The following is a 24624-nucleotide window of genomic DNA, read 5'->3' on the forward strand; positions in this document are numbered from 1 at the left end:
GGGCGCTCGCCGGGGCCGCGCTGCCGCGCCCAGGTGACGGCGCGGCGCACGGCGGCGGCCTGGTCGAACAGGTGCAGCAGCAGCGGGTTGCCGGCAGCCTCGGCGATGGCGCGGTGCAGCGCGGCATCCTGCCCCTCGTAGTGCCGCCAGGTGGGTGCGCGCTCGCACGAGGCGGCGAGAGCGGTGATCGCGGCGATCTGCGCCGCCCCGGCGTTCAGGGCGGCAAGCCGGGCGAGGGCGGGTTCGAGGACGAGCCGCGCCTGCATCACCGCCGTGGGGCCCAGGCGGGCCGCCAGCGCCGCCACGTCGCCGATCACCCCGATCGGGCGGGGCCCGAGGAAGGTTCCCTTGCCGACGTGGCGCCAGAGCTGGCCCTCGGCCTCGATTGCGGCGAGCGCCTTGCGGAGGCCGGCGCGGCTGGTGCCGAGCGTGGCGGCCAGCTCGCGCTCGGGCGGGAGGCGCCCGTCGGGCGGCAGCGTGGTGGTGGCGAGATAGGCCTGGAGCAGCGTGAGGATCGTCGCGTCGTCGCCGCTGTCGGAACCATTCTCGTGATTGGTCGTGCCGTCCAGCATGCTTGCCCTGCCTCTCCCACCAATCATTATACCCCGTAGACATATGACGTGAAGGGGGAGCGTGCTTGACGGTGATGCGGAGCGGGGCCTAGAACCAATCCAGACTTTGGTTTAGACGCACGCCGCGACGAAGCGTGCGCCGGCTTGGGAGGTTCGTTGATGCAGCCCAGTCCCCCTCGCCTTTTCCGCCGGACCCTTGGTTTCGCGATGCTCGCCGCCCCGCTCGGTCTGCCTGTCCGCGCGCAGGAGGGGTACCCGACGCGGCCTGTCGGCGTGATCCTGCCGCTGCAGGCCGGTTCCGCCTCCGATGCGGCGGCGCGCATCCTGCTCGAGGTGATGGAGGCCGATCTCGGCCAGCGCTTCGCGGTCGAGAACGTGCTGGGTGCTGCCGGGCAGATCGGGGCCGAGCGTGCCGCCCGCGCCCGGGCCGATGGCTACACGCTTGCGGCGCTGAACAACTCCATCCTCACCATCCTGCCGCTGATCCGCCAGGGCCGCGTCGGGTTCGACCCCTTTGCGGATTTCATCCCGGTCAGCGGCATCGCGACGATCCCGACCTATCTCGGCGTCAACCCCGCCGTGCCGGCGCGCACCGTGCCGGAGTTCCTGGCCTGGGCGCGAAGCCGCAACGGCGAGGCGAACTATGCCTCGGGCGGGGCCGGCAGCCCGCAGCACCTGGCGACCGAGATGTTCATGGCGATGAGCGGCGTGCGCATGACGCATGTTCCCTATCGCGGTGCCACGCAGGCAGCGGCCGACCTCGCCGCCGGCCATGTCGACGTGATGTTCATCGCGCACACGCTTGCGCTGCCGTTCCTCGACGGCAACAAGGTGCGGCTGATCGGCTTCGCCGGCCCCGAGCGCTCGAAGGCAATGCCCGATATCCCGACCGTCGCCGAGCAAGGTGTCGCGGGCTACGACTACTCCTCCTGGATCGCGCTGTTCGCGCCGAAGGGGACACCCGATGCCATCGTCGCGCGCCTGCGCGCCTCGGCTGCCAAGGCGCTTGCCGCACCGGGGGTGGAGGATCGCCTGGCGCGGGCGGGCAACCAGATCTGGCCGCTCGACCACGCAGCCCTTGCCGCCACCATGCGGGCCGATTTCGCGCGCTGGCAGCAGGTGGTGCGCACCGCCGACATCAAGGCGGACTAGCCCGGTTTTCGTCACGAGAAAGGAACGAGACGATGGTGAACTACGTGATCCCGCAGCCGCCGCAGGCGTCGATCCCGGTTGCCGACGCCGCCGGCAGCGCGCCTGGCGCGCGCGAGGCGGCCCTCTTTCCGGTCCGCCGCATCTGGTGCGTCGGCCGCAACTACGCCGACCACGCGCGCGAAATGGGGCATGACCCGAACCGCGAGCCGCCGTTCTTCTTCGCCAAGCCGGCCGACACGCTGGTGCCGTCGGGCAGCACCATTGCCTATCCGCCGATGACCAAGGACCTGCACCACGAGATCGAGCTCGTCGTCGCGATCGGCACGGGTGGCGTGAACATCGCCGAGGCGGATGCGCTGAACCACGTGTGGGGCTACGCCGTCGGCCTCGACATGACGCGGCGCGACCTGCAGGGCGAGGCCAAGAAGCTCCAGCGCCCCTGGGAGATGGGCAAGGGCTTCGACCAGTCCTGCCCGATGGGCACTCTCGTTCCAGCGTCGAAGATCGGCCACCCGGCGAAGGGGACGATCGGCCTGAAGGTGAACGGCCAGGTGCGCCAGCAGGGCGACCTCGCGCAGCAGATCTGGAACGTGCAGGAAACGATCGCCTATCTCTCGCGGCTCGTGGCGCTGGCACCGGGCGACATCATCATGACGGGCACGCCGGCGGGTGTTGCGGCGGTTGGCCCCGGCGACGTCCTCGAGGGCTGGATCGACGGCATCGGCGAGGTGAAGGTGACCTACGCGCCGGCCGCGAGCGCTGCCAAGGCGGCGGAATGATGGGCGCGGCGGGGGGCGTTCCCATCGGCGCGGCCCCCGCCACGCCGTCCGCGGCAGGTCCCGCGCCGGCAGCGGGCGAAGGCCCGCGCGAGGCGCCGCTTTTTCGCGCCCAGCAGTTCCACAACCAGCCGGAGGAGAGTCACATCCACGGCTTCCTCGTGCGGCTGTGGGATGGCGTGCGGCGTGACACGGGCGGGCTGCTCGACGTCACCGTGCACGCGCGCTGCGGCGACATCCCGGGGTCCGACCCGGAGGCGCTGCGGATGGTGCAGGACGGGCGGCTCGAGTTCCACACGCTCATGGGCGGCATCCTCGGCAAGGCCGTGGCGGTGACGGAGATGCAGGGCCTGCCCTTCGCCTTCCGCGACCATGCGCACGTGTTCGCGGCGATGGACGGGCCGTTCGGCAGGTACCTCGCCGAGGCGTGCGCGCGCTCGGGCATCCTGATGCTGCCGGAGGCGACGTTCGAGAACGGGTTCCGCCATTTCGGCGCGAGCTTCGGGCCGGTGACGGCGGCGGCCGACCTCGCCGGCCGCAACGTGCGCGTTCCCGATGGCGAGATGTTCCGCGACTTCGTCCGCGCGCTGGCCGCCGAGCCGGTCACGGTGAACATCCGCGAGCTCTACCAGGCGCTCGCCACCGGCCGCGCGGCGGTGCAGGAGAATGCGCTCGTCGTGATGCAGGTGAACCGGCTCTATGAGGTGAGCCGCTTCCTCTCGCTCACCGGACACATGTGGTCAGGCTTCAACCTGATTGGCCACCTGCCGTTCTGGGTGCGCCTGCCGCCGACGATCCAGGCGGTGGTGCGGCGGCACGCGCGCGCGGCGGCCGAGGCGCAGCGCGCGCACACCAAGGCGCTGAACGACAGGATGGTGGATGAGCTCTCCGCCCGCGGCATGATCGTGAACCAGGCGGACGCGGAGACCTTCCGCGCCGCGCTGGCGCGAGACGGGTTCTATGCTCGCTGGCGCGCCCGCTTCGGCGAGGAGGCGTGGGCCGCGCTCGAGGCAGCGACAGGCCCGCTGGGCTGAGCCCGCCTTCGGGCCGCGCCGTCCTCAGGTCGCCGCCGGCAGCGGGCGACAGCCCGCGCGAGGCAGCCGCTTCAGCACACCTTGCGGCGTCGCGCCGCGACGAGGCCGACGAGGCCGGCGCCGAACAGGGCGAGGCTGAAGGGCTCGGGCACCGGCAGCGGCCCTTGGACGACGCTGAAGTTGACCGTGTAGCCGTAGCTGACGCCGGTATTGCCTAAGCCTGGGGTGAAGCCCAGCAGTTCCATGATCAGCGTCGTCTCTCCGTCGAAGGCGCCGGAGAACAAGGTGAAGGTGCCGTTCGTGGTGACGGTCGCCTGCCCACTGATCTGATTCACCACCACGTCGTCGCGCACCCTGAGCACAGCCTGCGACTGGAAGAGGCCTGGATCCGGTCGTTGCAGGAAGAGGTCGATCACGGTCACGGAAATGTTCGTCAACCGCAGCGTCTCCGGCAGGACGACGCTGAACCTCTCGAGGAAGCTCCGTTGGCCGATAACGGTGTTGGTGCCGACATCGAGGTCGCCCAGCGCCTGGCCGAACGCCATCGCGCCATCGACGCTCTCGTTGTAGATGAGCGGCGCGGCAGCGGCGGGACCGGCGAGAACGGCGGCGAGTGCGGCGGCCGCGAGCGGCATGGCGAGGGTCGTGCGCATGACAGGGGTCCTTGATCGTGTGCTGTCAAAGTGGCGGGCGCGACCTGAAAAGTCCCAGGAGGATTCCTGAAGAGTTCTGAAATGATCTGAGGCGGGACAGGCGGGATGCGGTTTCAGGATCGACCCTGAGCGGCGGGCCGACCGCCCCCGTATCCTTCCGATCACTTCGGGATGCTGGAGCGGGCGGGGGCGTGCCCGCGGCCGCACGCCGCGCGCACCTCGCCGTCTCCAGCCGCACGGCGCTGCGGCTGGGGTTGCTCAGGCCGCGGCGGGTCCCTTGCGGCGGCGCGCAGCGGCGAGGCCGGCGAGGCCGAGGCCGAACAGCGCGAGCGTGGCAGGCTCGGGGATCGGTTCCACCGGCGGCGTCGCGATCACGGTGAACGTGATCGTGTAGTCGTAGTTGGCACCGAAGTTCCCCTGCCCGCGGGTCGCGTTGATCAGAAACGCCCGGATGTCCGTCTGACCGTCGAGGGTGCCCGAGAACACGTTGAACGTGCCGTTGGTGGTGAAGCTGACAGAAGCGCTGGTCCCTCCGCTCAGATCCAACCCGCCGAACGAAGGCTGGATGAAGCTCGTGCTGAACCGCGTGAGGTTGCTGACGGCGATCGAGACGTCGGTCAGCCGCAGGGCGGTAGGGAGGGTCACGAAGAACCGGTCGGAGGCCGTGTCGGTTCGCCTGCCGGTGACGGTGTTGGCCCCGATGTCCAGCGTGCCGATGTTGCCGTTGTCCAGTGCGCCGTCGACGCCCTCGACGAAGGTGATCGCCGCGGCGGCGGCGGGGCCGGCGAGGATGGCGGCCAGCGTGGCGGCCGCAAGTGGCAGGGCGAACATCGTGCGCATGACAGGGGTCCTTGATCGTGTGCCGGCAGAATGCAATGCGCGACCTGAAAAATCCCCCGTGCCAACCTGAAAGAACCTGAATATTTCTGAGGTTCCGCAGCGCGGGTCAGGGCGGTGCCACGGCGAAGCCGCGCGGCGGCTCTCCCGCCGCGTGGCGCTGCCACATCTCCTCGCAGGCGGCGCGGAAGCAACCTGAAAAATCCCTGGCGCCGGCCTGAATTTCTGTGAAACCTTCCGAACTCCGTGGGGGTTGGGATGAAATCGGAATGATCGGGCCCGAGCGCAGGATCGGCCGGCTCAGGGTGTTGCCGGTGGCGCGCCAAGTGTTCAATGAGGGGGAGGAGGTGCGCGTCGGCGGCCGCGGCTTCGAGCTCCTGCTCGCGCTGGCCGAGGCCGAAGGCGCCCTCGTTCCGAAGCAGACGCTGATGCGCCGCGGCTGGCCCGGAACGCTGGTGGGGGACAATACCCTCCAGGCCCAGGTGGCCGGCCTGCGTCGCGCCCTCGGCGCCGATGCCGGCGTGTCGATCCGCACCGACCAGGGGCGCGGCTATCGCCTGGTCGTGCTGCAGGATGCGCGGCCGCAGGCGCCCGCGCGCTGGCAGCCGGCGCTGGCGGTGCTCGCCGTCGAGGCCCCCGCCCGCCTCGCCGAGCCGGCGCAGGCGCTGGGCGAGGAGGTCGCCGCCGCGATCGGCCAGCATCGCTGGGTGACGGTGCTAGATGCCGCGGCGGCGCAGCAGGCACGCTACCTGCTCGCCGCGAGCCTCCGGCGCGAGGGCGGGGTGGTGCGGCTCGCGGCGCGGCTGCTCGAGGCCGCCTCGGGCCGCCAGGTCTGGGCCAGGCGCTTCGATCGCCCCGACCAGGGGCGTGGCGGTGGCTACGGCGTTCTCGACGGCATCGCGGCGGACCTCGCCGGCGCGCTCGAGCCGGCGCTGCGGCAGGTGGAGATCGAGCGTGCCGTGGCCCTCCCTGACGATGCCTGCGGCGCCTACGACCTGTATCTCCGTGCGCAGCCGCTCTGCCAGTTCGACACCGACGACAATACCCGCGACGCGGTGGCGATGCTGCGCCGTGCCATCATCGCCGACCCCGGTTTCGCCCCCGCCAGGGGGGCGCTGGCCGGGGCCATTGCCCGCCGCATCGCCCAGCGCTGGTCGGGAGACGACGACGTGGCCGAGGCGGTGCAACTCGCCCGCGCGGCGACCGGCCGTGGCAGCGACGCGGACCCGCCGGCGCTCGCCTCGGCTGCCTACGTCCTCGCCTTCGCCGGGCGTGATGTGGCGGCGGCGCAGGCGGAGGCCGACCGTGCGCTCGCGCTGGCGCCGAACTCGCCGACGGTGCTGCACCACGCAGCCTGGGTCTCGCTCTACGCAGGGGCGTGGCGTGAGGCGATCGCGCGTGTCGGGCGGGCAATGGCGCTGAGCCCGACCGATCCGTTCCTGCATGACTTCTTCGCCATCATGGGTGTTGCCTGCTTCGTCGGCGGCGACCATGCGGTTGCCGCCGACTGGCTCGGCCGCGCCACGAGCCTCAGGCCAGGCTACGGTCCCGGCCACCTGCTGCGCGCATCATCGCTCTGGCACGCAGGGCGGCCGGAGGAGGCAGCGGTGGTCGCGCGGACGGCAAGCGCGCTCCTGCCCGGCGAACGGCTCGGCGAGGTGGCGGCCCGCTCCGCCCTGTCGGGCGAATTGAGGGCCCGCTACCTCGACGGCCTCCGCGCCGCCGGTTTCCCCGGCTAGGCCGGCGGGATCACGCCCTCAGCCAGGGGATCTCGGCGGGGCCGGGCGTCGTCGGGTCGCAGCGGCGCCATTCGCAGTTCTGCACGCGCTCGCCCGTCATGCAGAGGATGAACCCCCAGTGGGTGACGACGAGCGTGTCGTTCCAGTCGGGCAGCGCCGACATCTCGGCGCGGAAGGCGGCCGCGCGCGCCTCGGTCTCCGCCTCGCTTTCCTCCAGCGTCGGCCACCACTGCTCGTCGACATGGGAGAAGTCGAGGTCGGGCCACGCGCGGGCCAGCGACGAGGCGGGCGTGCCGATATCGCAATGGAAGGCGCAGCGCTCACGCACGATCGGGTTCACCACGACCGGCACGTCGAGCCGCCCGGCCACGATCGCGGCCGTCTGCAGCGCGCGGGTGAAGGGCGAGACGATGATCCGCGCGATGCGCTCGCCGGCCAGCGCCTCGGCGGCGGCCTCGGCCTGGGTGCGGCCGAGGTCGGTGATGCGCGGATCGGCGATGCCCGGATCGACGCGGGTGACGGAGAAGGCGGCGTTGAATTCGGACTGGCCGTGGCGGAGCAGGATCATGCCAAGGGAACTAGCGAAGCCGTGGTGTCGAGGCAAGGGGCCCGGCGTGAAGGGGTTCTGGGACAAGGGGTTCTGGGGCAACGGGTCATGCAGCAAGGCCACGCGCCGCACAGCTTATCCTTGTGCCCTCCCCGCCCCTCCCCTATGTCTTGAGGATGACCGGTGGTTTTCCAGTTGACCTGATCCTCTTTGCCATGGTCGCGGCCTTCCTGGTGCTGCGCCTGCGCGGCATCCTCGGGCGTCGCACGGGCTATGAACGGCCGCCAGCGCCGCTCGACCAGCCGGCACCGGGCGAGGCCCAGCGTACGATCGACACGACGGCCGAGGACGCACCCGATGGCCGCGCCCTTCCGGCGCCCTCGCGCGCGCTGCCCACGCCGGCGAGCCCGGCCGGCCAGGCGCTCTCCCGCATCGTGCAGGTCGACCCCGGGTTCGACCCGGCAGCGTTCCTCGATGGCGCCGAGGGTGCCTTCCGGATGATCGTCACCTCGTTCGCGTCGGGCGACCGCGAGACGCTGAAGGGCCTCCTCGCGCCGGACGTCTACGCCGATTTCGAAGCCGCCGTGACGGCGCGTGAACAGGCCGGCGAGACGCAGCGCACCGAGGTCGTCACCTTCCGCGAAAGCACCCTCCTGGAAGCCGACCTGCGCGGCACCTTCGCCACGATCGGGGTGCGCTTCGTGACCGACCAGATCAACATCACCACGGGGCAGAACGGCATTCTCGTCGCTGGCTCCGAGGCGGTGACGGAGACGATCGACATCTGGTCGTTCGTGCGCGATCTCGCCGCCGCCGACCCGACCTGGCTGCTCGTCGGTACGCGGTCGGAGTAGGGATGGCGTGGTCGTGGCGGGCGTAGGTCCGCACCCAGGCCGTTCCGCATCACGCGTGCGACAGGGGCTGCAACCCTGGCTGGCGGAACGGCGGCGCAGCATCGTGCGATTCTCGCTGTTGGCTGCCGGCTTCCTCGCTGCCGGCTGTGTCGCCGTGCCGGTGCCGCAACCCGCGGCGCCGCCCGACAAGCTGGCGCTGAGCCCCGCGAGCTTCGCCGTCCTGCCCGGTTGGGCGCAGGAGCGGCACGCCGAGGCGCTGCCCGCCTTCTCCGAAACCTGCCGGCGTCTCGCCGCCCTGCCACCCGATCGCCCGCTCGGCGGGGGCGAGGCCGCGGCCCCGCGCGCAGGCCGCGTCTCGGATTGGCTTCCCCTCTGCGCCGAGGCAGCAACCCTGCCGCGGGGCGACGATGCCGCGGCGCGGCAGTTCTTCGAGGCGCGCTTCCGCCCCTGGCTCGCCACCAACGTCGCGGGTGAGCGGCCCGACCCGTTCGGCCTCTTCACCGGCTACTACGAGCCTGAGCTCTCCGGCACCCGCCGCCGCCGCCCGGGCGCGACGCCGCTTCTGTCGCGCCCGACGGACCTGGTCCAGGTCGAACTCGGCGAGTTCTCCGATGACCTGCGCGGCCGCCGCACCGCCGGGCGGGTCGAGCAGGGCCGCCTCGTTCCCTATGCCACCCGCGCGCAGATCGACCGTGGCGCGCTCGACGGCCGCCGCCTCGAGCTGCTCTGGGTCGACGATCCGGTCGATGCCTTCTTCCTGCACATCCAGGGCAGCGGCCGCGTCAGGCTCGCCGAGGGCGGTGTCGCGCGCGTCGGGTTCGCGGCGCAGAACGGCCACACCTATGTGCCGATCGGCCGCGTTCTGGTCGACCGTGGCGTGATGACGCAGGACCAGGTGTCGATGCAGTCGATCCGCGCCTGGCTCGCCGCCAACCCGACCGAGGCGCGTGGGGTGATGGACCAGAACCCCTCCTACATCTTCTTCCGCGAGATCCAGGGCCTTCGCCCCGAGGAAGGCCCGCCCGGCGCGTTCGGCGTGCCGCTGACGGCGGAACGGTCGATCGCGGTGGACCGGACGCACATTCCGCTCGGCGTCCCCGTGTTCGTCGACATCACCCACCCGACGACGAACGCGCCGTGGCGACGCATGTTGATGGCGCAGGATATCGGCGGCGCGATCCGCGGCCCCGTGCGCGGCGACGTGTTCTGGGGAACGGGCGACGCTGCGGGCGAGCCGGCGGGGCGGATGCGCTCACGCGGCGCATGGTGGCTTTTGCTGCCGGCCTCGCTTTAGCTTTTCGCGCGGACCCGAACCCGGCGCCGCGGCGTCGCGGCATCGAGGGCGGCGATCATCGTGCGCACCGTCTCGTCCGGCAGGCGATGGATGTCGCGCGCCAGCCTGTTCGCCAGCTCCGTCCGCGCCGCATCCAGCCCCGCGGTGTCGACCACCACGCGGGGATGCGAGAGGCGGGCGAGTTGGGCCAGCGCCTCGGCATCGTCCCAGATCAGGCCGAACAGATCGCAGATCTGGTGGATCAGCCCCGTCGTCGGGCGGCCGCGCCGGCCATGCTCGAGCGCGGAGAGATAGGCCGCGGAGACCTGCAACGCCTCCGCCATCGCAGCCTGCGTCATGTCGCGGCTGGCGCGCAGGGCACGCAGGCGTTGCCCGAAGGGGGTCACCGCTCGTTCCCGCTGGCATCCGGGTGGCCGTCCTCTCCGCCGCGCGAGGCATGGTCGTCACGGATCACGGTCCACTGCATGCCGAGGAGGACGGCGTAGGTGCCGAGGAAGAACCACATGAGCAGCGCCATCGCGGCGCCGAGGGACCCATAGATGCGGTCGTAATTGGCCCAGCGGCCGACATAGAGCGAGAACAGCACCGACACCACGGCCCACATCAGCGTCGACAGCACGGCGCCGGGCAGGACAGACCGCCACGGCGCGCGCGGGCCGGCGGGGCCGAAACGGTAGAGCGCCGCCGTGGCCGCGCAGACGAGGACGAGGGCGGGAATCACGGCGCCACTGCGCAGCACCACGACCTGGCTCTCCGGCACGCCGAGCAGCGCGAACACGGGCAGCAGCGCGACAAGGCCGGCGATGGCCGCGGCACCCGCGATCACGACCACGATCGTCATGCCGAGCGCCGTTGCGTAGAAGCCGATCAGGCTCCGCGTGTCCTGCCTGCCGCGCAGCAGCGTCAACGCCGAGAGCATCGCGCCGATGCCCGCGCTGCCGCTCCAGGCAGCGATCGCGAAGGTGATGGCGGAATCGATGCCGAGCACGGGGCGCGGTGCCTCGGCCAGCGTCACCAGCCGTGCCGCGATCAGCGCGTAGGCATCCACCGGCAGCAGCCGTGCGAGCGTGGCGAGTTGCGGCTCGACCGTCGTCGGGTCCAGCAGCGAGCCGTAGATGGTGACGAGCAGCGACAGCGACGGGAACAACGCGAGCATCGCGTAGAACGCGCAGCCTGCCGCGCCGAGAGAAAGCCGCGGGGAGGTGAGCCCGAGCCGCAGCGCCTGCCAAAGCCCCGCCGTGATGCGCATCTCTTCCCCAACTCCGCAGGGGGCCCGGGGATCCCCCCGGATCGCTACTTCTTCCGCCGCAGCAGCACGTGCACCGCCCCCGTATTCGCGCTGTGCGGGTGCGCGAGGGCAAGGATCATCTGCCGCAATGACGGTGCATTGAGCCAGTGCGGCAATTCACGCCTCAGCACGCCACCCGTCTCGCCCGTGCCCTTGCCCGTGACGATGGCGGCACAGCGCACGCCCTGGATGTGGCAGGTGGCGATGAAGGCAATGACGGCTCGATGCGCCTCCTCCGCCCGCCGCCCGTGCAGGTCGAGGGTGCGTTCGGGGGCAAGGCGACCGCGGCGGAGTGCGTCCCACCGCTTCCGGTCGAGCCCGCCAGGCGCGGTGCCGATGGCGAGTTCGCCTGGGTGCACGGGGCGTTGCGGTGGCGGCGGCGGCGATGGCGCTGCCTGCGCCGTGGTGAGTGCCGGCTCGGATATGGGTGGGGTGGCCGCGACATCGGACGGGCGCAGCGGCACGATGCCCGTTGCGGTGACGAAACCGTTCCAGAGCTGCGCTTCCTCCGCCGTCAGGGCCCGGCGGCGCCGGGCTGGCGGGACGCGCCCGCGCGGCGGGCGCGCAGCGTTCAGGATGGTTCATCCTGGAGGAGGATGACGTGAACCCGGCGCGGACCATGCCGCGGAGCGGCAGGCTTTATGAAGATGGTCCGCGTGGGGTTCATGGCTGTTCATCCTGGAGGAGGATGACATGAACCCGGCGCGGACCATGCGCGCCAAGCTCGATCGTCTGCTCGATGTCGGCGGTGCGGCTCGGGCCCGTCACGAGCATCACGTTGCGCGGCATGAAGCGCGTGCCGGTCGGCCCGTCGCCAACCGTGCCGTGCTCGCGGCGCAGCATGTCCCAGGCTTCCTCGTAGGCGCCGACGATGCGGCTCTGCCGCAGCACGACGACCTGCGTCTCGGGCACGATGTTCAGCGTCGTCGGGTGGTGTGGACCTGACGGGAAGAACATCGTTCCCGTCTCTGCCACCGCGGCGAAGCAGGGGGTCACGGAGACGACGTCGGTTCCCTCCGCCCGCCCTGCGGCGACCGACAGCAGCGGGCGGTCATGCCAGGGCAGCGACGTGATGGACGGATCAGGTGCGAGACGAACCACGGCCGGAATGTTCTGGCTGGCCAGATAGTCAGCGACGAGGCCCGGGATCTCGGCCTCGGATGCGGCGAGCGCGACCGTGCCGTACTCCTTCTCGATGTTCGCCTTCCACAGCGCCACCTGCTCCGCCCGCGGCAGCTTCGACCGCGCAGGGATGAGGTTTCGCGGGTGCGCCTTCAGCCGCTCGACCAGCCCGGAGGCGACGCTTTCTGGCAGTTCGCCGCGCCTGAGGCCGCGGCGGATGCGGCCGAGCATGCGGCCGCGCGCATCCTGTTCGAGGGCCGCCATCAGACCAGGCCCTGCTTCCTGAGCCGCGCGTAACGCGCCTGGAACGTTTCGCCTTCGGGTGCCGGCATGTCGCGCCCGCCCGTCCAGCCGCCGGCAAGCGGCAGCGAGCCGAACCGCCCGCGCTTCCGCCCCGCGAACCCGAGCGTTCCGGCCCCGATCCGCGTCGCGAGGCGATACGCCCAGGGCCTGCGCGCGAACCAGGCCCAGACGCCGAGGCCGAAGCGCGCGGCCGAGGGCGAGAGGTGGCGTTCGAACTCACGCTCGCGCCAGTGCCGCATCATCTTGGGCAGTGGGATCTTCATCGGGCAGACGCTTTCGCACTTGCCGCAGAAGGTGGACGCGTTCGGCAGGTGCCCTGCCTTGTCGACGCCAATGAGCGAGGGCGTCAGCACCGATCCCATCGGCCCCGGATACACCCAGCCATAGGCATGCCCGCCGACCGCGCCATAGACCGGGCAGTGGTTCATGCACGCGGCACAGCGGATGCAGCGGAGCATCTCCTGGAACTCGGTGCCGATCATGCTCGTCCGCCCGTTGTCGAGCAGGATGACATGGTACTCGGCGGGGCCATCGAGATCGGGTGCGCGCCGCGGGCCGGTGCTGAACGTCGTGTAGGTCGAGAAATCCTGGCCGGTGGCGGAGCGGGCGAGCAGGCGGAGGATGGTGCAGGCATCCTCGAGCGTCGGCACCACCTTCTCGATCGAGGCCAGCACGATGTGCACTTTGGGCAGCGTCTGCGTCAGGTCGCCGTTGCCCTCGTTCGTGACGATGACGGAACTTCCCGTCTCGGCGATCAGCATGTTGGCCCCGGTGATGCCGACATCGGCGGCAAGGAAGCGCGAGCGCAGGATGGTGCGCGCCTCGTCGATCAGCGTCTTGCGCTCATCGAGCACGCGGCCCGGGGCAAGCTCGGTATGCTTCTCGCGGAACGCCTCGATCCAGTCCTCGCGGTTGAGGTGGAAGGCGGGCGCGATGATGTGGCTCGGCGGTTCCTTCCGCAGCTGGATGATGTATTCGCCGAGATCGGTCTCGATCGGCTCGATGCCCGCGGCTTCCAGGTGCTCGTTGATGCCGAGCTCCTCGCCGATCATCGACTTGCCCTTGGTGACGGTGCGCGCACCGACCGAGCGGCAGATCTCGACGACGGCGCGGCGCGCGTCATCGGCCGTCTCGCACCAGTGCACCTTGCCGCCTTCCGCCTCGACATTCCGTGCGTAGGTGTCGAGGTAGAAATCGAGATGGGCGATCGTGTGGTTCTTGATGTCGCGGCCAAGGTCGCGCAGCGCCTCGAACTCGGGCAGGGCGGCGACGGCGCGGGCGCGCTTCTGCATGAAGCCCGCCTTGGCGTTGGCGAGCGCCTTCTGCAGGCCTGCGTCGGCGAGTGCCGTGGTGGCGTTCTGCTTGAAGGCAGGAGATGTCGTCAGCATCGTTTCGCCCCTATCTCGCCCCACCCTGCCGCGCCTGGCCTTCGCCGATCGGCGGCACGGCATCGGTCATGCCGGCGAGCACCTCGGCCACGTGCCGGACACGGACTGTGTGTCCGAGCCGCTGCAAGCGCCCGGCCATGTTCAGCAGGCAGCCGAGGTCACCGGCCAGCAGCGTATCGGCCCCCGTCGCGCGGATGCGCTCGACCTTGTCCGACACCATGCGCACGGAAATGTCGGGGTACTTCACGCAGAACGTGCCGCCGAAGCCGCAGCACACCTCGGCATCCTCCATCTCGGCCAGCGTCAGGCCAGCGACAGTGGCCAGCAGCGCCCGCGGCTGGCCCTTGATGCCGAGCTCGCGCAGGCCCGAGCAGCTGTCGTGGTATGTCGCCATCCCCTCGTAGCGTGCTTCCACCCCCGTCATGCCCATCACGTCGACGAGGAAGCTCACGAGCTCGAAGGTGCGCGCGCCGAGGCGCTCGGCCCTGAGCTTCCACTCCGGGTCGGCGGCGAACAGCGCGGCGTACTGCTCGCGGATCATGCCGCCACAGGACCCGGAGGGCACGACGACATAGTCATACGGCTCCAGCAGCGCGATGACCGACCGCGCGATGTCCTGCGCGTCTGCCTTGTCGCCGCTGTTGTAGGCGGGCTGGCCGCAGCAGGTCTGCCCCTCCGGCACGACGACGGTGCAGCCTGCCTCCTTCAGCAGCTTGATGGCGGCAAAGCCCACGGTCGGCCGATAGAGATCGACCAGGCAGGTGGCGAATAGGGCAACGCGCGGGGGGGTGTGTCGCATGCGCGCATTCTAGAAGGGTTTCCGCTGGGCCGGAAACGCCTCTCTGCACCGCATGCCCCGCCGGTGCCGTGGCACGGCACCGCATGCACCGCCGGTGCCGCGGCACGATCGGCCGCGACGGGCGGCGCGGGCGCGGTCACGCCAGCGCGAGCGGAGGACCGTCGGGCTTGCGGAATTCCGTCACATTATGTTAGGAATAAAGACACACTCCGACTGTGCCACGCGTCTCGCCAGCAACGCACCCACGAGAGAAAACGGGACACGGACGATGCCACCCCGGCCACACTGGGCCACGCTCTCCGCCAGGCTCCCGCCCGGCCGTGCCCTTCTCTCCAAGGCGTCACGGGCGGCGCTCAACCCGACCCTCCTGGTCGCTGTGCTCGCCGTCGTCGTCGCGCTCGCCATGGGAGGTCTTGCGCTTCGCGCCCACGTGGTCGAGGCGGCCCGCCACACTCTCGAGATCCAGGTGGCGCTGGCAGCCGAGACCGTGGCGGTGAGGCTCGTCGGCCGCGGCAGGGATGGTCTTGCAGCCGAGAGCTTCGGCGACCTCCTCCCCGGGCTCGATCTCGGCCAGGGCGGCGCGATCGCCCTCTTCGCCGAGGATGGCACCCTGCTCGCCCGCCTGCCCGCTGCCCCGGTGCCGGACCCGGAGGCCTATGGGCTGCCGGATGCCTACGGCGTCACCGGCATCATCGCCGCCGAGGCTGGCGGGGCCATGCCGGCGCGCCTGCTCGCCTGGCGCCTGCTGCCTGACCACGGCCTCCTCGTCGTCGCCTCGCGCGAGACCGCGGTCGTGCTGCTGCCCTGGACGCGCGGGATCAGGGCGGTGATCGGCGCGCTCGTGATCATGCTGCTCGTCGCCGGCGCCTATGGCACGGCGGCGGCGCGGGCGAGGGCCAGGGCGCTGGCGTCCGACGCGGCGCTCAGCCTCTCGGAGGCGCGCGCCGCGCTGGTCGCCGATGCGCTCGACGTCGCCATCTGGTTCCGCCCGACGCCCGGCGGCATCACGCGCTTCTTCGGTGACAGCGTGCAGCGGCTGACGGGGTATGACAGGCCCTTCCTCGAAACCCGCCCGGGGATGTGGGCCGACGTGGTGCAGCACCCCGAGGACCGCCCTGCGCTGCGCGCCGCCCGTGCCGCCGCCGATGCGGCCGATGCGCGCGGCGAGAAGCCCTCCGACCACCACGCAACCCTCCGCATCGTCCGCGCTGACGGCGCCGTGCGCTGGGTGCATTCGCGCACCCGGCGCCTCGGCAACGGCGCCTCCGTCGGCGTGCTGCACGACGTGACGGCGCTGACGCTCGCACAGGCCGCGCTGGCGCGGCGCGAGGAGGAGCTGGCCGAGGTGCTGCGCATCGCCAGGATCGGCGCGCTTCGCCTGCCGCCCTCGTCGGAGGTGGTCGAGCCGTCGCCAGAGCTCGTCGTGCAATGGGCGCTGCCGCAAGGCACGCGGCTTCTGTCAGCCGCGCGATTCGCCGCGATGCTGACACCGGAGACGCGCGGCGGAACGCTCGACGCGTTCGCCGCCGTCCGCCGCACCGGCGAGGCGGCCGACCTCGAATTCGCCGTGCGCATCGGCGACGGTTCCATCCGCCAGGTCTGGGCGCGGGCGCGGCGAGAGGCCGGGAGCGAGGCGGGGCGCGACGAGGGTGCGATCGTCGCCGCCTGCCAGGATGTCACCGAGCGCCGCGCGGCCGAACACGCGCTCGCCAAGGCGCAGCAGATGACGGCGCTCGGCCATCTCACCGGCGGGGTGGCGCATGACTTCAACAACCTGCTCACCGTGGTGCTGCTGAATCTCGAGCGGATCGCCGACACAGCACTTCCTGGCAGCGTCGCCGCGGCGGCGGTCGACCCGGCGATACGAGCGGCAGAGACGGCAGCACGGCTGACCGCGCAGCTGCTCGCCTTCGCCGGCCGGCAGCGGCTGCAACCCGCGTCCGTCGACCCGGCAGAACTGCTCGCCGGGCTGCAGCCGATGCTCGCGCGCGTGCTCGGCCCCCGCATCGCGATCGACTGCACGGTCGCCCCCGGTACCCCCCCGGTCCACGCCGACCCGACGCAACTGCGCACCGCGCTGCTCAACCTCGCCAGCAATGCCCGCGAAGCGATGGACGGCGCCGGCAGGCTCGCCATCACCGTCAGCCAGGAGCAGCCGGGCCGGGTGGCGTTCGCGGTGCAGGACGAGGGCGTCGGCATGACGCCAGAGGTCGCCGCGCGGGCCTTCGAGCCATTCTTCACCACCAAGCCGGCAGGCCAGGGCACCGGGCTCGGCCTCAGCCAGGCCTATGGCTTCGTCGCCCAGTCACGCGGCGAGATCGCGATCGAGAGCGCGCCAGGGCGCGGCACGACCGTCCGCTTCGTGCTGCCGGCCGCCATCGGGGCAGGGTCCCCGCCACGTGTGCAGGCACAGCATGCTCATCCGGTAGGGGAAGTCTGCGGGTGCGACATGACCGGAATTGATGTAAACGTGTATTCCTCGACAAACTTTCGCCTATAAGGGGAAAGTGATTTAGTATTCCTACCTACGCAGGAATGGTGGTCAACGCTCCATCACCTGCCAAGCCTTGCCCAAGTACGGGGAAGAAACATGTCGCTGGCTCGGACAGTCCTTGTGATGGACGACAATCCCGATGCCGCCGCGGCGCTGGCGCGGGTGGCCGGAACGGTCGGCTATGCGCCGACGGTGCTGACCGACAGCCGGCATTTCGCCGCGACGTTCCGCGCCCTCGCCCCGGCCGCCGTCATCCTCGACGTGATGATGCCCGACCAGGACGGGATCGAGCTGCTCCGCGACATCGCCACCGCTGCCCCCGCGACGCCGGTCCTGCTCGTGACCGGCCATGGCGAGGTGTGGGCGCGCATGGCACGCGACCTCGGCGCGATCCTCGGCCTCACCCGCGTGGCGATGGCCGCCAAGCCCGTGTCGCGCGCGGCCGTGACCGCGTTCCTCGGCACCGCCGTGACCGATGCGGAACACTGTGCCGGCTGAACCGCCGCGCGGGGAGACAGCCGCGAGCCCTGCCGGGGGTTCCGGTTCCGGACATGTCAGCCGACGATCCCCCATCGCGCCCGCCCCGCGCCGCCGCCTCGCCGGCCGCGCCACTCCCCTGCTTGCCGCGCTCGCCGCCGTCACCCTCGCCCTGCCGCTCTGGGCCGGCGCGCTGCTGCGGGACAGGACCCTCGCCGAGGCCGAGCGCGAGATCACCACCCAGGCCGACATCGTTGCCGCGGCGACGGAGCGGCGGCTGCAGGCGCTGCGCTATGCGCTGGATGGGCTGCCCAGCTGGATCGACGGTCCCGTGCTCGCCTCGGGGGCGGTCGACGACGACGTGCACGCGGCGCTGGGGCGGCTGACGGGGGCTGGTGCGGACGGCATCGGTTTCCTCGCGCTCGCGCCCGATGGCAGGCTTGTCGCGACGGCCCGCGGCGTCGTCACGCCGGGCGCGCAGATGAATCATCTCGCCTGGCCGAGCGTCGCGACGCTCGGACCGCGCTCCCCCTCCGGTCTCGCCATCAGCGCACCCTTCGCGGCCGCGGCCGCGCATATCGCCGGCCGCCCCGTCGTCGCGATCTCCCGCGCCCTGCCCAGCGGCGGCTGGGTGCAGGCGATCGTGCCGCTCGACATCGGCACCACGCTCCTGCCGGCGACTGACCTTGGCGAGGGGAGTTGGGTCTGGCTGATCCGGCAGGACGGGCAGGGCGTCGCACGCTGGCCAGGCCCGGCGCCGCTGCCCGTCCCGCGCTTCGACGACGCGCCGCTGTTCACCAGGCTGCTCCCCGCGGCACCGTCCGGCGGTTCGACGGCTGATGTCCTGCTCGGCGCCGGGGAGGCGATCTCGGCCTATCGCAGCCTGCCGGAATACGGGCTCGTCATCGTCGTCAAGCGCGACCGGGCGGCGATCCTGGCCCGCTGGCGCACCGGCATGCTCAAGACGGTTGCCGGCCTCGTCATCGCGCTGATCGCCGTTGCCGCGCTGGCCTGGCGGGCGAGCCGCGCGACGCTGGCCCTCAACCGTTCCGAGGAGCGCTCGACGATGGCGGCCGATGCGCTCGGCCTGCTGCTGTGGAGCGCGGACAACAAGACCGCGACCCCGCTCCATCACAGCCTCGGCGCCGAAACGATCACGGGCTACAGCCAGGCCGCGCTCGTCTCGCGGCCCCGCTTCTGGCGCGAGGTCATCGTACACCCCGACGACCTCGCGCGCGTCAGCGCGACGTTCGACGGGGCGGACCTCGCCGTCGGTTGCCGGCAGACCTACCGCATCATCAGGGCCGACGGTGCCGTGCGCTGGGTCGACAGCCGCTCGCGCGAGGCAGCCGGTGGCGGCATCGTCGGCATGGTCGAGGACGTGACGGCACGGAAGGAAACGCAGGACCGCCTCGCCCGCAGCGAGGCGGAACTCGCCGAGGCGCTGCGCATCTCCGGCATGGGCCGGTGGCGGTTCGACCTCGCCACGCAGCGCTTCACCTTCACCGACACGATCTTCGAGCAATGCGGCCTCGACCGCGACACGTTCGACCCGACAGCCCCCAACATGATGGCGCTGATCCTGCCCGACGACAGGCGGGTGCTGGATGATGCGTTCCGCCGCGTGCACGATACCGGCGAGACGGTGGAGTTCGAGTATCGGCTTCGCCGCCCCGACGGCACGATACGCCTGCGCTGGGCCCGCGCCGGGCGCGAGTGCGATCCCGGCGGCAGGCTGGTGGCGATCGTCGGCGTCTGCCAGGACATCACCGAGCGGCGCGAGGCGGCGGCCGAGCGGGCGCACACGAGCCGCATGGCAGCGCTCGGCCAGCTCACCGGCGGCATCGCGCATGACGTGAACAACATGCTCACCGTCGTCTCGCTCAACCTCGACCTCCTGGCCGATGATGTCGCTCCCGGAACACTCGCGGGGGAGGCGCTGGAGGCGGCACGGCATGCCGCCGGTGGCGGCGCAGCGCTGACCGCGCAGCTGCTCGCCTTCGCCCGGCGCCAGCCGCTCAGCCCCGAGGCGGTGGATGTCGCCCTGCTGTTCGACGAGCTTCGCCCGATGCTCGCCCACAGCCTCGGAGGCGGGGTGACGGCCGTGCTGGAGGCAGCGCCCGGAACGGCACCCGTGCTGGCCGATGCGGCGCAGCTTCGCTCGGCGCTGCTCAACCTCGCCATCAACGCACGCGACGCGATGCCCGCGGGCGGAACGATCTGCATCTCCGCCGCCCCGGCAAAGGGCGGCGGCGCGGTCGCCTTCGCGGTGGCCGACAATGGCACCGGGATGCCGAAGGAGGTCGCCGCGCGGGCGTTCGAGCCGTTCTTCACCACCAAGCCTTCCGGCAAGGGAACCGGGCTCGGCCTCAGCCAGGTGTATGGCTTCGTTACGCAGTCACAGGGCACGATCACGATCGAGAGCGAGCCTGGCGCAGGCACGATCGTGCGCTTCACCCTGCCTGAGGCGGCGGCCCCCGCACGGGCGGCACACGGGCGCGCGGGCGCGGTGCCGGGCGGGGCGAGCATTCTCGTTGTCGAGGATGAGCCTGAGCTGCGTGCCGCGGTGGTGGCCATGTGCCAGGGCGCGGGGCTCTCGGTCGCGACGGCGGCGAACGCGGCAGAGGCGCTTGGCCGGCTCGAGGCAGGCTTCGTGCCCGATCTGCTGTTCACCGACATCAATCTCGGCCCAGGCCCCGATGGCGTGGCGCTCGCGGCCGTGGCGGAGCGGCGGCTGCCCGGCCTGCCGGTGCTGTTCGCCTCCGGCTTCGCGGCGGACGCCAACCTGCCGGAAGGTGCACGCGTGCTGCACAAGCCCTACGCGCGCGAGGCGCTGCTTGCCGCGCTCGCCGACATGCTCAACCACGAGGCCGTGCCGGGCGAGTGACGCGCTACTCCGCCGGCGCTGGCCGGGGGGACGAGGCGGTGGTCAGGCGCGGGAACCCCATCGCGAACAGTGCCGTCAGCGCGCCGGTGGCCGCCAGCACCCAGAGCGCTGCCTGCATGTCGCCCGTCCGCGCATGCAGCAGGCCCACGATCGGCGAAGCCGCCGCGGCACCGACGAAGCCGACGAAGAACCGCACCGCATAGGCCTTGGCCCGCAGCGCCGGCGGCACGGTGCGGGCGAGCATCGCGTCATTCACCGTCACCTGGCCGAACACCGAGGCGATCAGCAATGCCGTGACCGGAACGGTCGCCCAGCCGCGCGCCCCGATCACCATCAGGATCAGCGGCAGTTGCAGCGCTGCGAGGCCGAGGAACAGCGCGCGCAGGCTGACGCGATCGGCCAGCCGCCCGACCGAGAACTGCGTCACCGCGCCACAGATCGACACGCCGAACGCGACGAGTCCGATCAGCCCGAGCGCGCCCGCCTCGCCGGCCAGGCGCTCATCGAGCAGCTTCGGCAGGAGGATGGTGACGGCGTTGAACATCAGCCCGTTCGTCACCGCGATCAGCGTCAGCACCAGGAAGGCACGGATCGCGGTGCTGCGCGGGATGTCGGGGAAGCTTGCCTGCGGCCGCGCCACGGCCGTCGCGTCGCCCTTCGGCCCGAGCACGTAGAGCAGCCCGATCAGTGTGCACACGACCCCCGGCACGATGAACGCCATGCGCCAGCCGAAGCCCGCCGTGAGCGCCGCCGTGACCAGCGGTGCCAGCGAGACGCCGAGGTTGCCGAACACGCCGTTCAGGCCGATCGTGCGACCGACGCGGTCGCCGGCCGCCTCGACGATCATCGCCGTGCCGACCGGGTGGTAGATCGCGAAGAACGCGCCGGCGAGGCCGAGCCCGAGCGCGAAGGTGATCGGCGTGACTGCGAGCCCGCAGGCCGCGAGCGAGAGCCCACCGCCGATGTAGCAGGCTGCCATCATCTGCGCCTGGCCGTAGCGGCCGGCGAGCCAGCCCACGGGCAGCGAGCCGAAGCCGTAGATCGCGAACATCGCGGTGCCGAGCGTGACGATGGCGCCGTAGTCGAGGCCGCCGAAGGCGCCGTCCATGCCGAGCACGGCTGTCGGCAGGATCAGCAGCGCGTAGTGGGTGAGCGTGTGCGCGGCGTTGACGAAGGCGATGGTGCGCGTGGCCGGGTGCATGGGCGTTCCCTCGGGCTCACCACGAGACTAGCCTGTCTTTCGAGCCGCGTCCTGCGGCTGATCGCGAGGGGGCGGGAAGGCGGCATGTTGCGCGGGTTGGGCGTCGTCGCGCTCTGGAACGACGTGGTGCCGGAGGGGCTGGCGGCCTTCCATGCATGGCACATCGCCGAACACATGGCCGAGCGCGTGGCCATCCCCGGCTTCCGCCGCGGCCGGCGCTACGTCGCGGCCGATGCCGCAACGACGCCTGCCTTCTTCACCCTCTACGAGGTCGAGACGCTCGCGGTGCTGACGGGTGCTGCCTACACCGCGCGGCTGAACGCGCCGACGCCGGCGACGGAGGCGAACATCCCGAACTTCCGCAACACCGTGCGCGCGCTCGCCGCGGTCGCGGCAACCGGTGGCGAGGGTGTCGGCGGTGCCGTGCTGACGCTCGGCTTCGAGGGCGAGGAGCGCGCGCGCGCGGCACTCGCAGCGTGTCTCGCCCAGCCGTTTCCCCGCCGCATCGGGGCGCATCTCTGCCGCACCGACATGGCCGCATCGGGCATCGTCACGCGCGAGAAGGAGGGGCGCACCACGCTCGCCCGCCCGCCTGCGTGGTTCGCGATCATCGAGGCGACCGACATCGCCGCGCTCGCCGCGGCACCTGACGACGCCGCGCTCGCCGCGTCCGGCGCCGAGGGTCCGGTCGCGCGCGGCGTCTATCGCCTCGAGCAGCTGCGCGACCACGCTGGGTGAGCCGCTCCGTCACCCTGCTCGTCGCGGCGGTGGTGCTGGCGCTCAGCGTCTGGTTCTCCGCCGCCGCCGTGCTGCCCGGCCTCGCGGCGGCGCATGGCCTCACCCTTGCGTCACTCGCGGGGCTGACGACGGCGACGCAGGTGGGCTTCGTCGCCGGTGCGCTCACCCTCGCCGCCACCGGCCTGCCTGACAGGCGCGATCCCCGCGTGGTGTTCGCTGCCTCCGCCGTTCTCGCTGCCCTGGCGAACGCCGCGCTGCTCGTGGTGCGGCCCGACAGCGCTGCGGCGCTGGTCTCGCGCGCTGTCGTCGGCGCGGGGCTCGCGGGTGTCTATCCCGTCGGGCTCAAGATCGCCGTGGGCTGGTCGGAGGCGCGGCGCGGGCTGATCACGGGGCTGCTGGTCGGTGCGCTGACGCTCGGCTCGGCGTTGCCGCACCTCGTCGTGCTGACGGGCGGGCCGGACTGGCGCATGACCATCGTTGCCACCTCGCTCGCCGCGATCGTGGCGGCTTCCCTCACCCTCGGCATCGGGCTCGGGCCGTTCCATCGGCGCGCGGCGCGGCTGCGCATCGCTGCCCTCGCGCTCGCCTGGTCCGACAGGCGCATCCGCCTCGCCTTCGCCGGGTATTTCGGCCACATGTGGGAGCTCTATGCCTTCTGGGCATGGGTGGCGGCGATCGCTGCCGCATCGGCCGCCGCCATCGTTGCCGAGCCAGTTCGTTTCGGTGCCGTTGTCGCCTTCGCGGCAATCGCGCTCGGCGGTCTTCTCTGCATTCCTGCCGGCTGGCTCGCCGACAGGTTCGGCCGCGCCTGGGTGGCGGGGGGCGCGATGGCGATCAGCGCCGCCGCCGGGCTCGCGGCGGCGGCAGGGTTCGGCGCGGCACCCTGGCTGGTGGCACTGCTGCTGATCGTCTGGGGCAGCGCGATCGTTGCCGATTCGGCGCAATTCTCCAGCCTGGTGGCCGATGCCGCCCCACCCGAAAGTGCCGGCAGCCTGATGGCACTGCAGACCGCCCTGGGGTTCGCGCTCTCCGCCGTGACGGTGCAGGCGCTGCCGGCGGTCGCTTCCCTGATCGGCTGGCCACTGGCACTCGCGGCGCTGGCGATCGGCCCCGTTCTCGGCGCCGGCGCGATGTGGCGGCTTACGCGGCCGGCAGGGTGAGCCGCGCGGCAAGCCCGCCCGAGGCGGAACGGTCGAGCGCAAGCCCGCCGCGATAGAGCGCGGAAAGCTCCGCCACGATGGCAAGTCCGAGGCCGGTGCCGGGCGCGCCCTCGTCCAGCCTGCCGCCGCGGGCGAGCGCCGTTGCGGCATCCTCAGGCGCGAGGCCGGGCCCGTCATCCGCGACCGTGACGATGACCGCAGCACCCGCGCGGGCAGCGGTGAGCGTGACTGCGCCCGCCGCCCACTCGCAGGCATTCTCCGCGAGGTTGCCAAGCATCTCGGCCAGGTCCTGGCGGTCGACGCGCACGCGGATATCGGCGTCGCCGGCAACCGTGAGCGTGATGCCGCGGCCGGCGTGGAGGCGGCGCAGCGCGCCCGCGATCTCCTCTGCCACCGCCGCGACGGCGACGGGCGGCAATGCCGCGGTATCCCCGGTCGCGACAGCGCGCGCGCGGGCGAGGTGGTGCTGCACCAGGTGCTCGAGCCGCGCCGTCTCGGTGCGTGCGGCGGCGATGTCGGGCGGCGTGGCGGCGAGCGCGTTGCGCAGCACGGCGACGGGTGTCTTGAGCGCGTGCGCGAGATTGCCGACATGGGCGCGCGCATGCGCCACCGTCGCGCGGTTCTGCACGATCAGCGCATCGATCTCGGCGACGAGTGGCGCGATCTCGGCCGGCGCGTCGAGGCCGAGCGCATCGCGCCGGCCGGCGCGGACATCGGCCAGCGCGCTGCGGGCGCGGCGGAGCGGGGCGAGGCCGGCGACGAGCTGGCCCACCACCGCTGCGGTCAGCCCAGCGCCCAGCACGACGAACAGCGCGATGACGATGCGGCGCACGCGCGCGATTTCGGCATCCGTCGCGGTGCGGTCAATCGCCGCGGCGACCAGCAGCGGCGCGTCCGCACCCGGCGGCACGACGCTGCGCGCGGCGAGACGGAGCATCTGGCCACGCGGGCCGGCAGCGTCGCGGAACGCGGCCCCCTGCTCGGGCATGGGTGCTGGCAGGCGCTGGTCCCACAGCGAGCGTGAGGTTTCGATCCGCCCATCAGTGCCGGTGATCTGCCAGTAGATGCCGGAGAAGGGCTGTTCGAGCTCAGGCAGCGCGGGGCCGCGCTGCATCGCGGGCGCGCCCGCCTCATCGCGCGCCGTGCCGGCGACGGCGGCATCGAGCAGCGACGCGAGGCGCGCATCGAACGCCGCCTCGATCTGTTGCGTTACCGTCACGGTCACGAACCACCCAGCGGCGCCGAGGCCGAGCGCGAGCAGCAGCGCGGTGGCCACCGCGAGCCGGAGCGCGAGAGAGCGCACCCCGCG

23 protein-coding genes are annotated in these 24624 nt (G+C 71.9%); 11 read left to right on the top strand and 12 right to left on the bottom strand.

What is annotated here, in order from left to right:
* The coding region (locus tag Q0C38_RS19180; protein ID WP_291298734.1) for a FadR/GntR family transcriptional regulator at positions 1–572 on the bottom strand (572 nt) is incomplete at its 3' end.
* A 159-nt stretch (positions 573–731) separates the two neighbouring features.
* Between Q0C38_RS19180 and Q0C38_RS19185 the strand changes: the two genes are divergently transcribed.
* From Q0C38_RS19185 to Q0C38_RS19195, 3 genes are read left to right on the top strand one after another with little or no spacing between them, the layout of a single operon-like run.
* On the top strand, positions 732–1724 hold the full coding sequence (locus tag Q0C38_RS19185; RefSeq protein ID WP_291298735.1) for a tripartite tricarboxylate transporter substrate binding protein: 993 nt from the start codon (positions 732–734) through the stop codon (positions 1722–1724).
* A 32-nt stretch (positions 1725–1756) separates the two neighbouring features.
* Positions 1757–2503 (top strand): fumarylacetoacetate hydrolase family protein, encoded by a 747-nt coding sequence (locus Q0C38_RS19190; protein WP_291298736.1) that lies wholly within the window; start codon positions 1757–1759, stop codon positions 2501–2503.
* A complete protein-coding gene (locus Q0C38_RS19195; protein ID WP_291298737.1) occupies positions 2503–3534 on the top strand; it encodes a TRAP transporter substrate-binding protein in 1032 nt (343 codons plus the stop codon). The genes Q0C38_RS19190 and Q0C38_RS19195 overlap by 1 nt, the downstream gene beginning before the upstream one ends.
* Positions 3535–3605: 71 nt before the next feature.
* Here Q0C38_RS19195 and Q0C38_RS19200 read toward each other — a convergent pair whose 3' ends face one another.
* Positions 3606–4187 carry a PEP-CTERM sorting domain-containing protein gene (locus Q0C38_RS19200; protein WP_291298738.1) on the bottom strand — a complete coding sequence of 194 codons (582 nt, stop codon included), beginning with the start codon at positions 4185–4187 and terminating at the stop codon, positions 3606–3608.
* Positions 4188–4445: 258 nt separating this feature from the next.
* The gene (locus Q0C38_RS19205) at positions 4446–5027 is read right to left on the bottom strand and encodes a PEP-CTERM sorting domain-containing protein (RefSeq protein WP_291298739.1); all 582 of its coding nucleotides are present in this window, start codon (positions 5025–5027) and stop codon (positions 4446–4448) included.
* A 266-nt stretch (positions 5028–5293) separates the two neighbouring features.
* Here Q0C38_RS19205 and Q0C38_RS19210 point away from each other — a divergent pair, with 266 nt between their 5' ends.
* Positions 5294–6763 carry a winged helix-turn-helix domain-containing protein gene (locus tag Q0C38_RS19210; protein ID WP_291298740.1) on the top strand — a complete coding sequence of 490 codons (1470 nt, stop codon included), beginning with the start codon at positions 5294–5296 and terminating at the stop codon, positions 6761–6763.
* 10 nt (positions 6764–6773) lie between these two features.
* Here Q0C38_RS19210 and Q0C38_RS19215 read toward each other — a convergent pair whose 3' ends face one another.
* Positions 6774–7331, bottom strand: a complete 558-nt coding sequence (locus Q0C38_RS19215; protein ID WP_291298741.1) for a histidine phosphatase family protein — start codon at positions 7329–7331, stop codon at positions 6774–6776.
* Between the two features lie 155 nt (positions 7332–7486).
* Here Q0C38_RS19215 and Q0C38_RS19220 point away from each other — a divergent pair, with 155 nt between their 5' ends.
* Positions 7487–8164, top strand: a complete 678-nt coding sequence (locus Q0C38_RS19220; RefSeq protein ID WP_291298742.1) for a Tim44/TimA family putative adaptor protein — start codon at positions 7487–7489, stop codon at positions 8162–8164.
* Between the two features lie 103 nt (positions 8165–8267).
* Complete coding sequence (locus Q0C38_RS19225) at positions 8268–9458, top strand: murein transglycosylase A (protein ID WP_291298743.1); 1191 nt, start codon at positions 8268–8270, stop codon at positions 9456–9458.
* On the opposite strand, the gene Q0C38_RS19230 is transcribed toward Q0C38_RS19225, so the two are convergent.
* The 6 genes from Q0C38_RS19230 to Q0C38_RS19255 form a co-directional block, all read right to left on the bottom strand.
* Positions 9455–9844 (bottom strand): helix-turn-helix transcriptional regulator, encoded by a 390-nt coding sequence (locus Q0C38_RS19230; RefSeq protein ID WP_291298744.1) that lies wholly within the window; start codon positions 9842–9844, stop codon positions 9455–9457. The two genes, Q0C38_RS19225 and Q0C38_RS19230, sit on opposite strands and share 4 nt — an antisense overlap.
* On the bottom strand, positions 9841–10707 hold the full coding sequence (locus Q0C38_RS19235) for a YihY/virulence factor BrkB family protein (protein WP_291298745.1): 867 nt from the start codon (positions 10705–10707) through the stop codon (positions 9841–9843). Before Q0C38_RS19235 ends, Q0C38_RS19230 begins: the two co-directional genes overlap by 4 nt.
* A 44-nt stretch (positions 10708–10751) precedes the next feature.
* Positions 10752–11210 (bottom strand): Smr/MutS family protein, encoded by a 459-nt coding sequence (locus Q0C38_RS19240; RefSeq protein WP_291298746.1) that lies wholly within the window; start codon positions 11208–11210, stop codon positions 10752–10754.
* A 199-nt stretch (positions 11211–11409) separates the two neighbouring features.
* The gene (locus tag Q0C38_RS19245; protein ID WP_291298747.1) at positions 11410–12132 is read right to left on the bottom strand and encodes a lactate utilization protein; all 723 of its coding nucleotides are present in this window, start codon (positions 12130–12132) and stop codon (positions 11410–11412) included.
* On the bottom strand, positions 12132–13559 hold the full coding sequence (locus Q0C38_RS19250) for a lactate utilization protein B (RefSeq protein ID WP_291298748.1): 1428 nt from the start codon (positions 13557–13559) through the stop codon (positions 12132–12134). The genes Q0C38_RS19245 and Q0C38_RS19250 overlap by 1 nt, the downstream gene beginning before the upstream one ends.
* Positions 13560–13569: 10 nt before the next feature.
* Positions 13570–14358 (bottom strand): (Fe-S)-binding protein, encoded by a 789-nt coding sequence (locus Q0C38_RS19255; protein ID WP_291298749.1) that lies wholly within the window; start codon positions 14356–14358, stop codon positions 13570–13572.
* Between the two features lie 268 nt (positions 14359–14626).
* On the opposite strand from Q0C38_RS19255, the gene Q0C38_RS19260 reads away from it, so the two are divergent.
* The 3 genes from Q0C38_RS19260 (at position 14627) to Q0C38_RS19270 (ending at position 20216) form a co-directional block, all read left to right on the top strand.
* On the top strand, positions 14627–16858 hold the full coding sequence (locus Q0C38_RS19260) for an ATP-binding protein (RefSeq protein WP_291298750.1): 2232 nt from the start codon (positions 14627–14629) through the stop codon (positions 16856–16858).
* 117 nt (positions 16859–16975) lie between these two features.
* The gene (locus Q0C38_RS19265) at positions 16976–17350 is read left to right on the top strand and encodes a response regulator (RefSeq protein ID WP_291298751.1); all 375 of its coding nucleotides are present in this window, start codon (positions 16976–16978) and stop codon (positions 17348–17350) included.
* A complete protein-coding gene (locus Q0C38_RS19270; protein ID WP_291298752.1) occupies positions 17328–20216 on the top strand; it encodes an ATP-binding protein in 2889 nt (962 codons plus the stop codon). Before Q0C38_RS19265 ends, Q0C38_RS19270 begins: the two co-directional genes overlap by 23 nt.
* A gap of 4 nt (positions 20217–20220) precedes the next feature.
* Here Q0C38_RS19270 and Q0C38_RS19275 read toward each other — a convergent pair whose 3' ends face one another.
* Positions 20221–21417, bottom strand: a complete 1197-nt coding sequence (locus Q0C38_RS19275; protein WP_291298753.1) for an MFS transporter — start codon at positions 21415–21417, stop codon at positions 20221–20223.
* Between the two features lie 84 nt (positions 21418–21501).
* On the opposite strand from Q0C38_RS19275, the gene Q0C38_RS19280 reads away from it, so the two are divergent.
* Both Q0C38_RS19280 and Q0C38_RS19285 read left to right on the top strand, forming a co-directional pair.
* Positions 21502–22155, top strand: a complete 654-nt coding sequence (locus tag Q0C38_RS19280) for a hypothetical protein (RefSeq protein WP_291298754.1) — start codon at positions 21502–21504, stop codon at positions 22153–22155.
* A complete protein-coding gene (locus tag Q0C38_RS19285) occupies positions 22152–23315 on the top strand; it encodes an MFS transporter (protein ID WP_291298755.1) in 1164 nt (387 codons plus the stop codon). Before Q0C38_RS19280 ends, Q0C38_RS19285 begins: the two co-directional genes overlap by 4 nt.
* Here the strand turns inward: Q0C38_RS19285 and Q0C38_RS19290 are convergent.
* Positions 23296–24618 (bottom strand): sensor histidine kinase, encoded by a 1323-nt coding sequence (locus tag Q0C38_RS19290; RefSeq protein WP_291298756.1) that lies wholly within the window; start codon positions 24616–24618, stop codon positions 23296–23298. The genes Q0C38_RS19285 and Q0C38_RS19290 overlap by 20 nt on opposite strands.
* Positions 24619–24624 lie beyond the last annotated feature (6 nt).

The sequence above is a fragment of the Elioraea sp. genome (assembly GCF_022842375.1).
Lineage (GTDB): Bacteria > Pseudomonadota > Alphaproteobacteria > Acetobacterales > Acetobacteraceae > Elioraea_A.

Coding starts and splice junctions, on each gene's coding strand:
- Q0C38_RS19185 (WP_291298735.1), top strand. CDS start 732: ATGCAGCCCAGTCCCCCTCGCCTTTTCCGCCGGACCCTTGGTTTCGCG.
- Q0C38_RS19190 (WP_291298736.1), top strand. CDS start 1,757: ATGGTGAACTACGTGATCCCGCAGCCGCCGCAGGCGTCGATCCCGGTT.
- Q0C38_RS19195 (WP_291298737.1), top strand. CDS start 2,503: ATGGGCGCGGCGGGGGGCGTTCCCATCGGCGCGGCCCCCGCCACGCCG.
- Q0C38_RS19200 (WP_291298738.1), bottom strand. CDS start 4,187: ATGCGCACGACCCTCGCCATGCCGCTCGCGGCCGCCGCACTCGCCGCC.
- Q0C38_RS19205 (WP_291298739.1), bottom strand. CDS start 5,027: ATGCGCACGATGTTCGCCCTGCCACTTGCGGCCGCCACGCTGGCCGCC.
- Q0C38_RS19210 (WP_291298740.1), top strand. CDS start 5,294: ATGATCGGGCCCGAGCGCAGGATCGGCCGGCTCAGGGTGTTGCCGGTG.
- Q0C38_RS19215 (WP_291298741.1), bottom strand. CDS start 7,331: ATGATCCTGCTCCGCCACGGCCAGTCCGAATTCAACGCCGCCTTCTCC.
- Q0C38_RS19220 (WP_291298742.1), top strand. CDS start 7,487: ATGACCGGTGGTTTTCCAGTTGACCTGATCCTCTTTGCCATGGTCGCG.
- Q0C38_RS19235 (WP_291298745.1), bottom strand. CDS start 10,707: ATGCGCATCACGGCGGGGCTTTGGCAGGCGCTGCGGCTCGGGCTCACC.
- Q0C38_RS19245 (WP_291298747.1), bottom strand. CDS start 12,132: ATGGCGGCCCTCGAACAGGATGCGCGCGGCCGCATGCTCGGCCGCATC.
- Q0C38_RS19250 (WP_291298748.1), bottom strand. CDS start 13,559: ATGCTGACGACATCTCCTGCCTTCAAGCAGAACGCCACCACGGCACTC.
- Q0C38_RS19255 (WP_291298749.1), bottom strand. CDS start 14,358: ATGCGACACACCCCCCCGCGCGTTGCCCTATTCGCCACCTGCCTGGTC.
- Q0C38_RS19260 (WP_291298750.1), top strand. CDS start 14,627: ATGCCACCCCGGCCACACTGGGCCACGCTCTCCGCCAGGCTCCCGCCC.
- Q0C38_RS19265 (WP_291298751.1), top strand. CDS start 16,976: ATGGACGACAATCCCGATGCCGCCGCGGCGCTGGCGCGGGTGGCCGGA.
- Q0C38_RS19270 (WP_291298752.1), top strand. CDS start 17,328: ATGCGGAACACTGTGCCGGCTGAACCGCCGCGCGGGGAGACAGCCGCG.
- Q0C38_RS19275 (WP_291298753.1), bottom strand. CDS start 21,417: ATGCACCCGGCCACGCGCACCATCGCCTTCGTCAACGCCGCGCACACG.
- Q0C38_RS19280 (WP_291298754.1), top strand. CDS start 21,502: ATGTTGCGCGGGTTGGGCGTCGTCGCGCTCTGGAACGACGTGGTGCCG.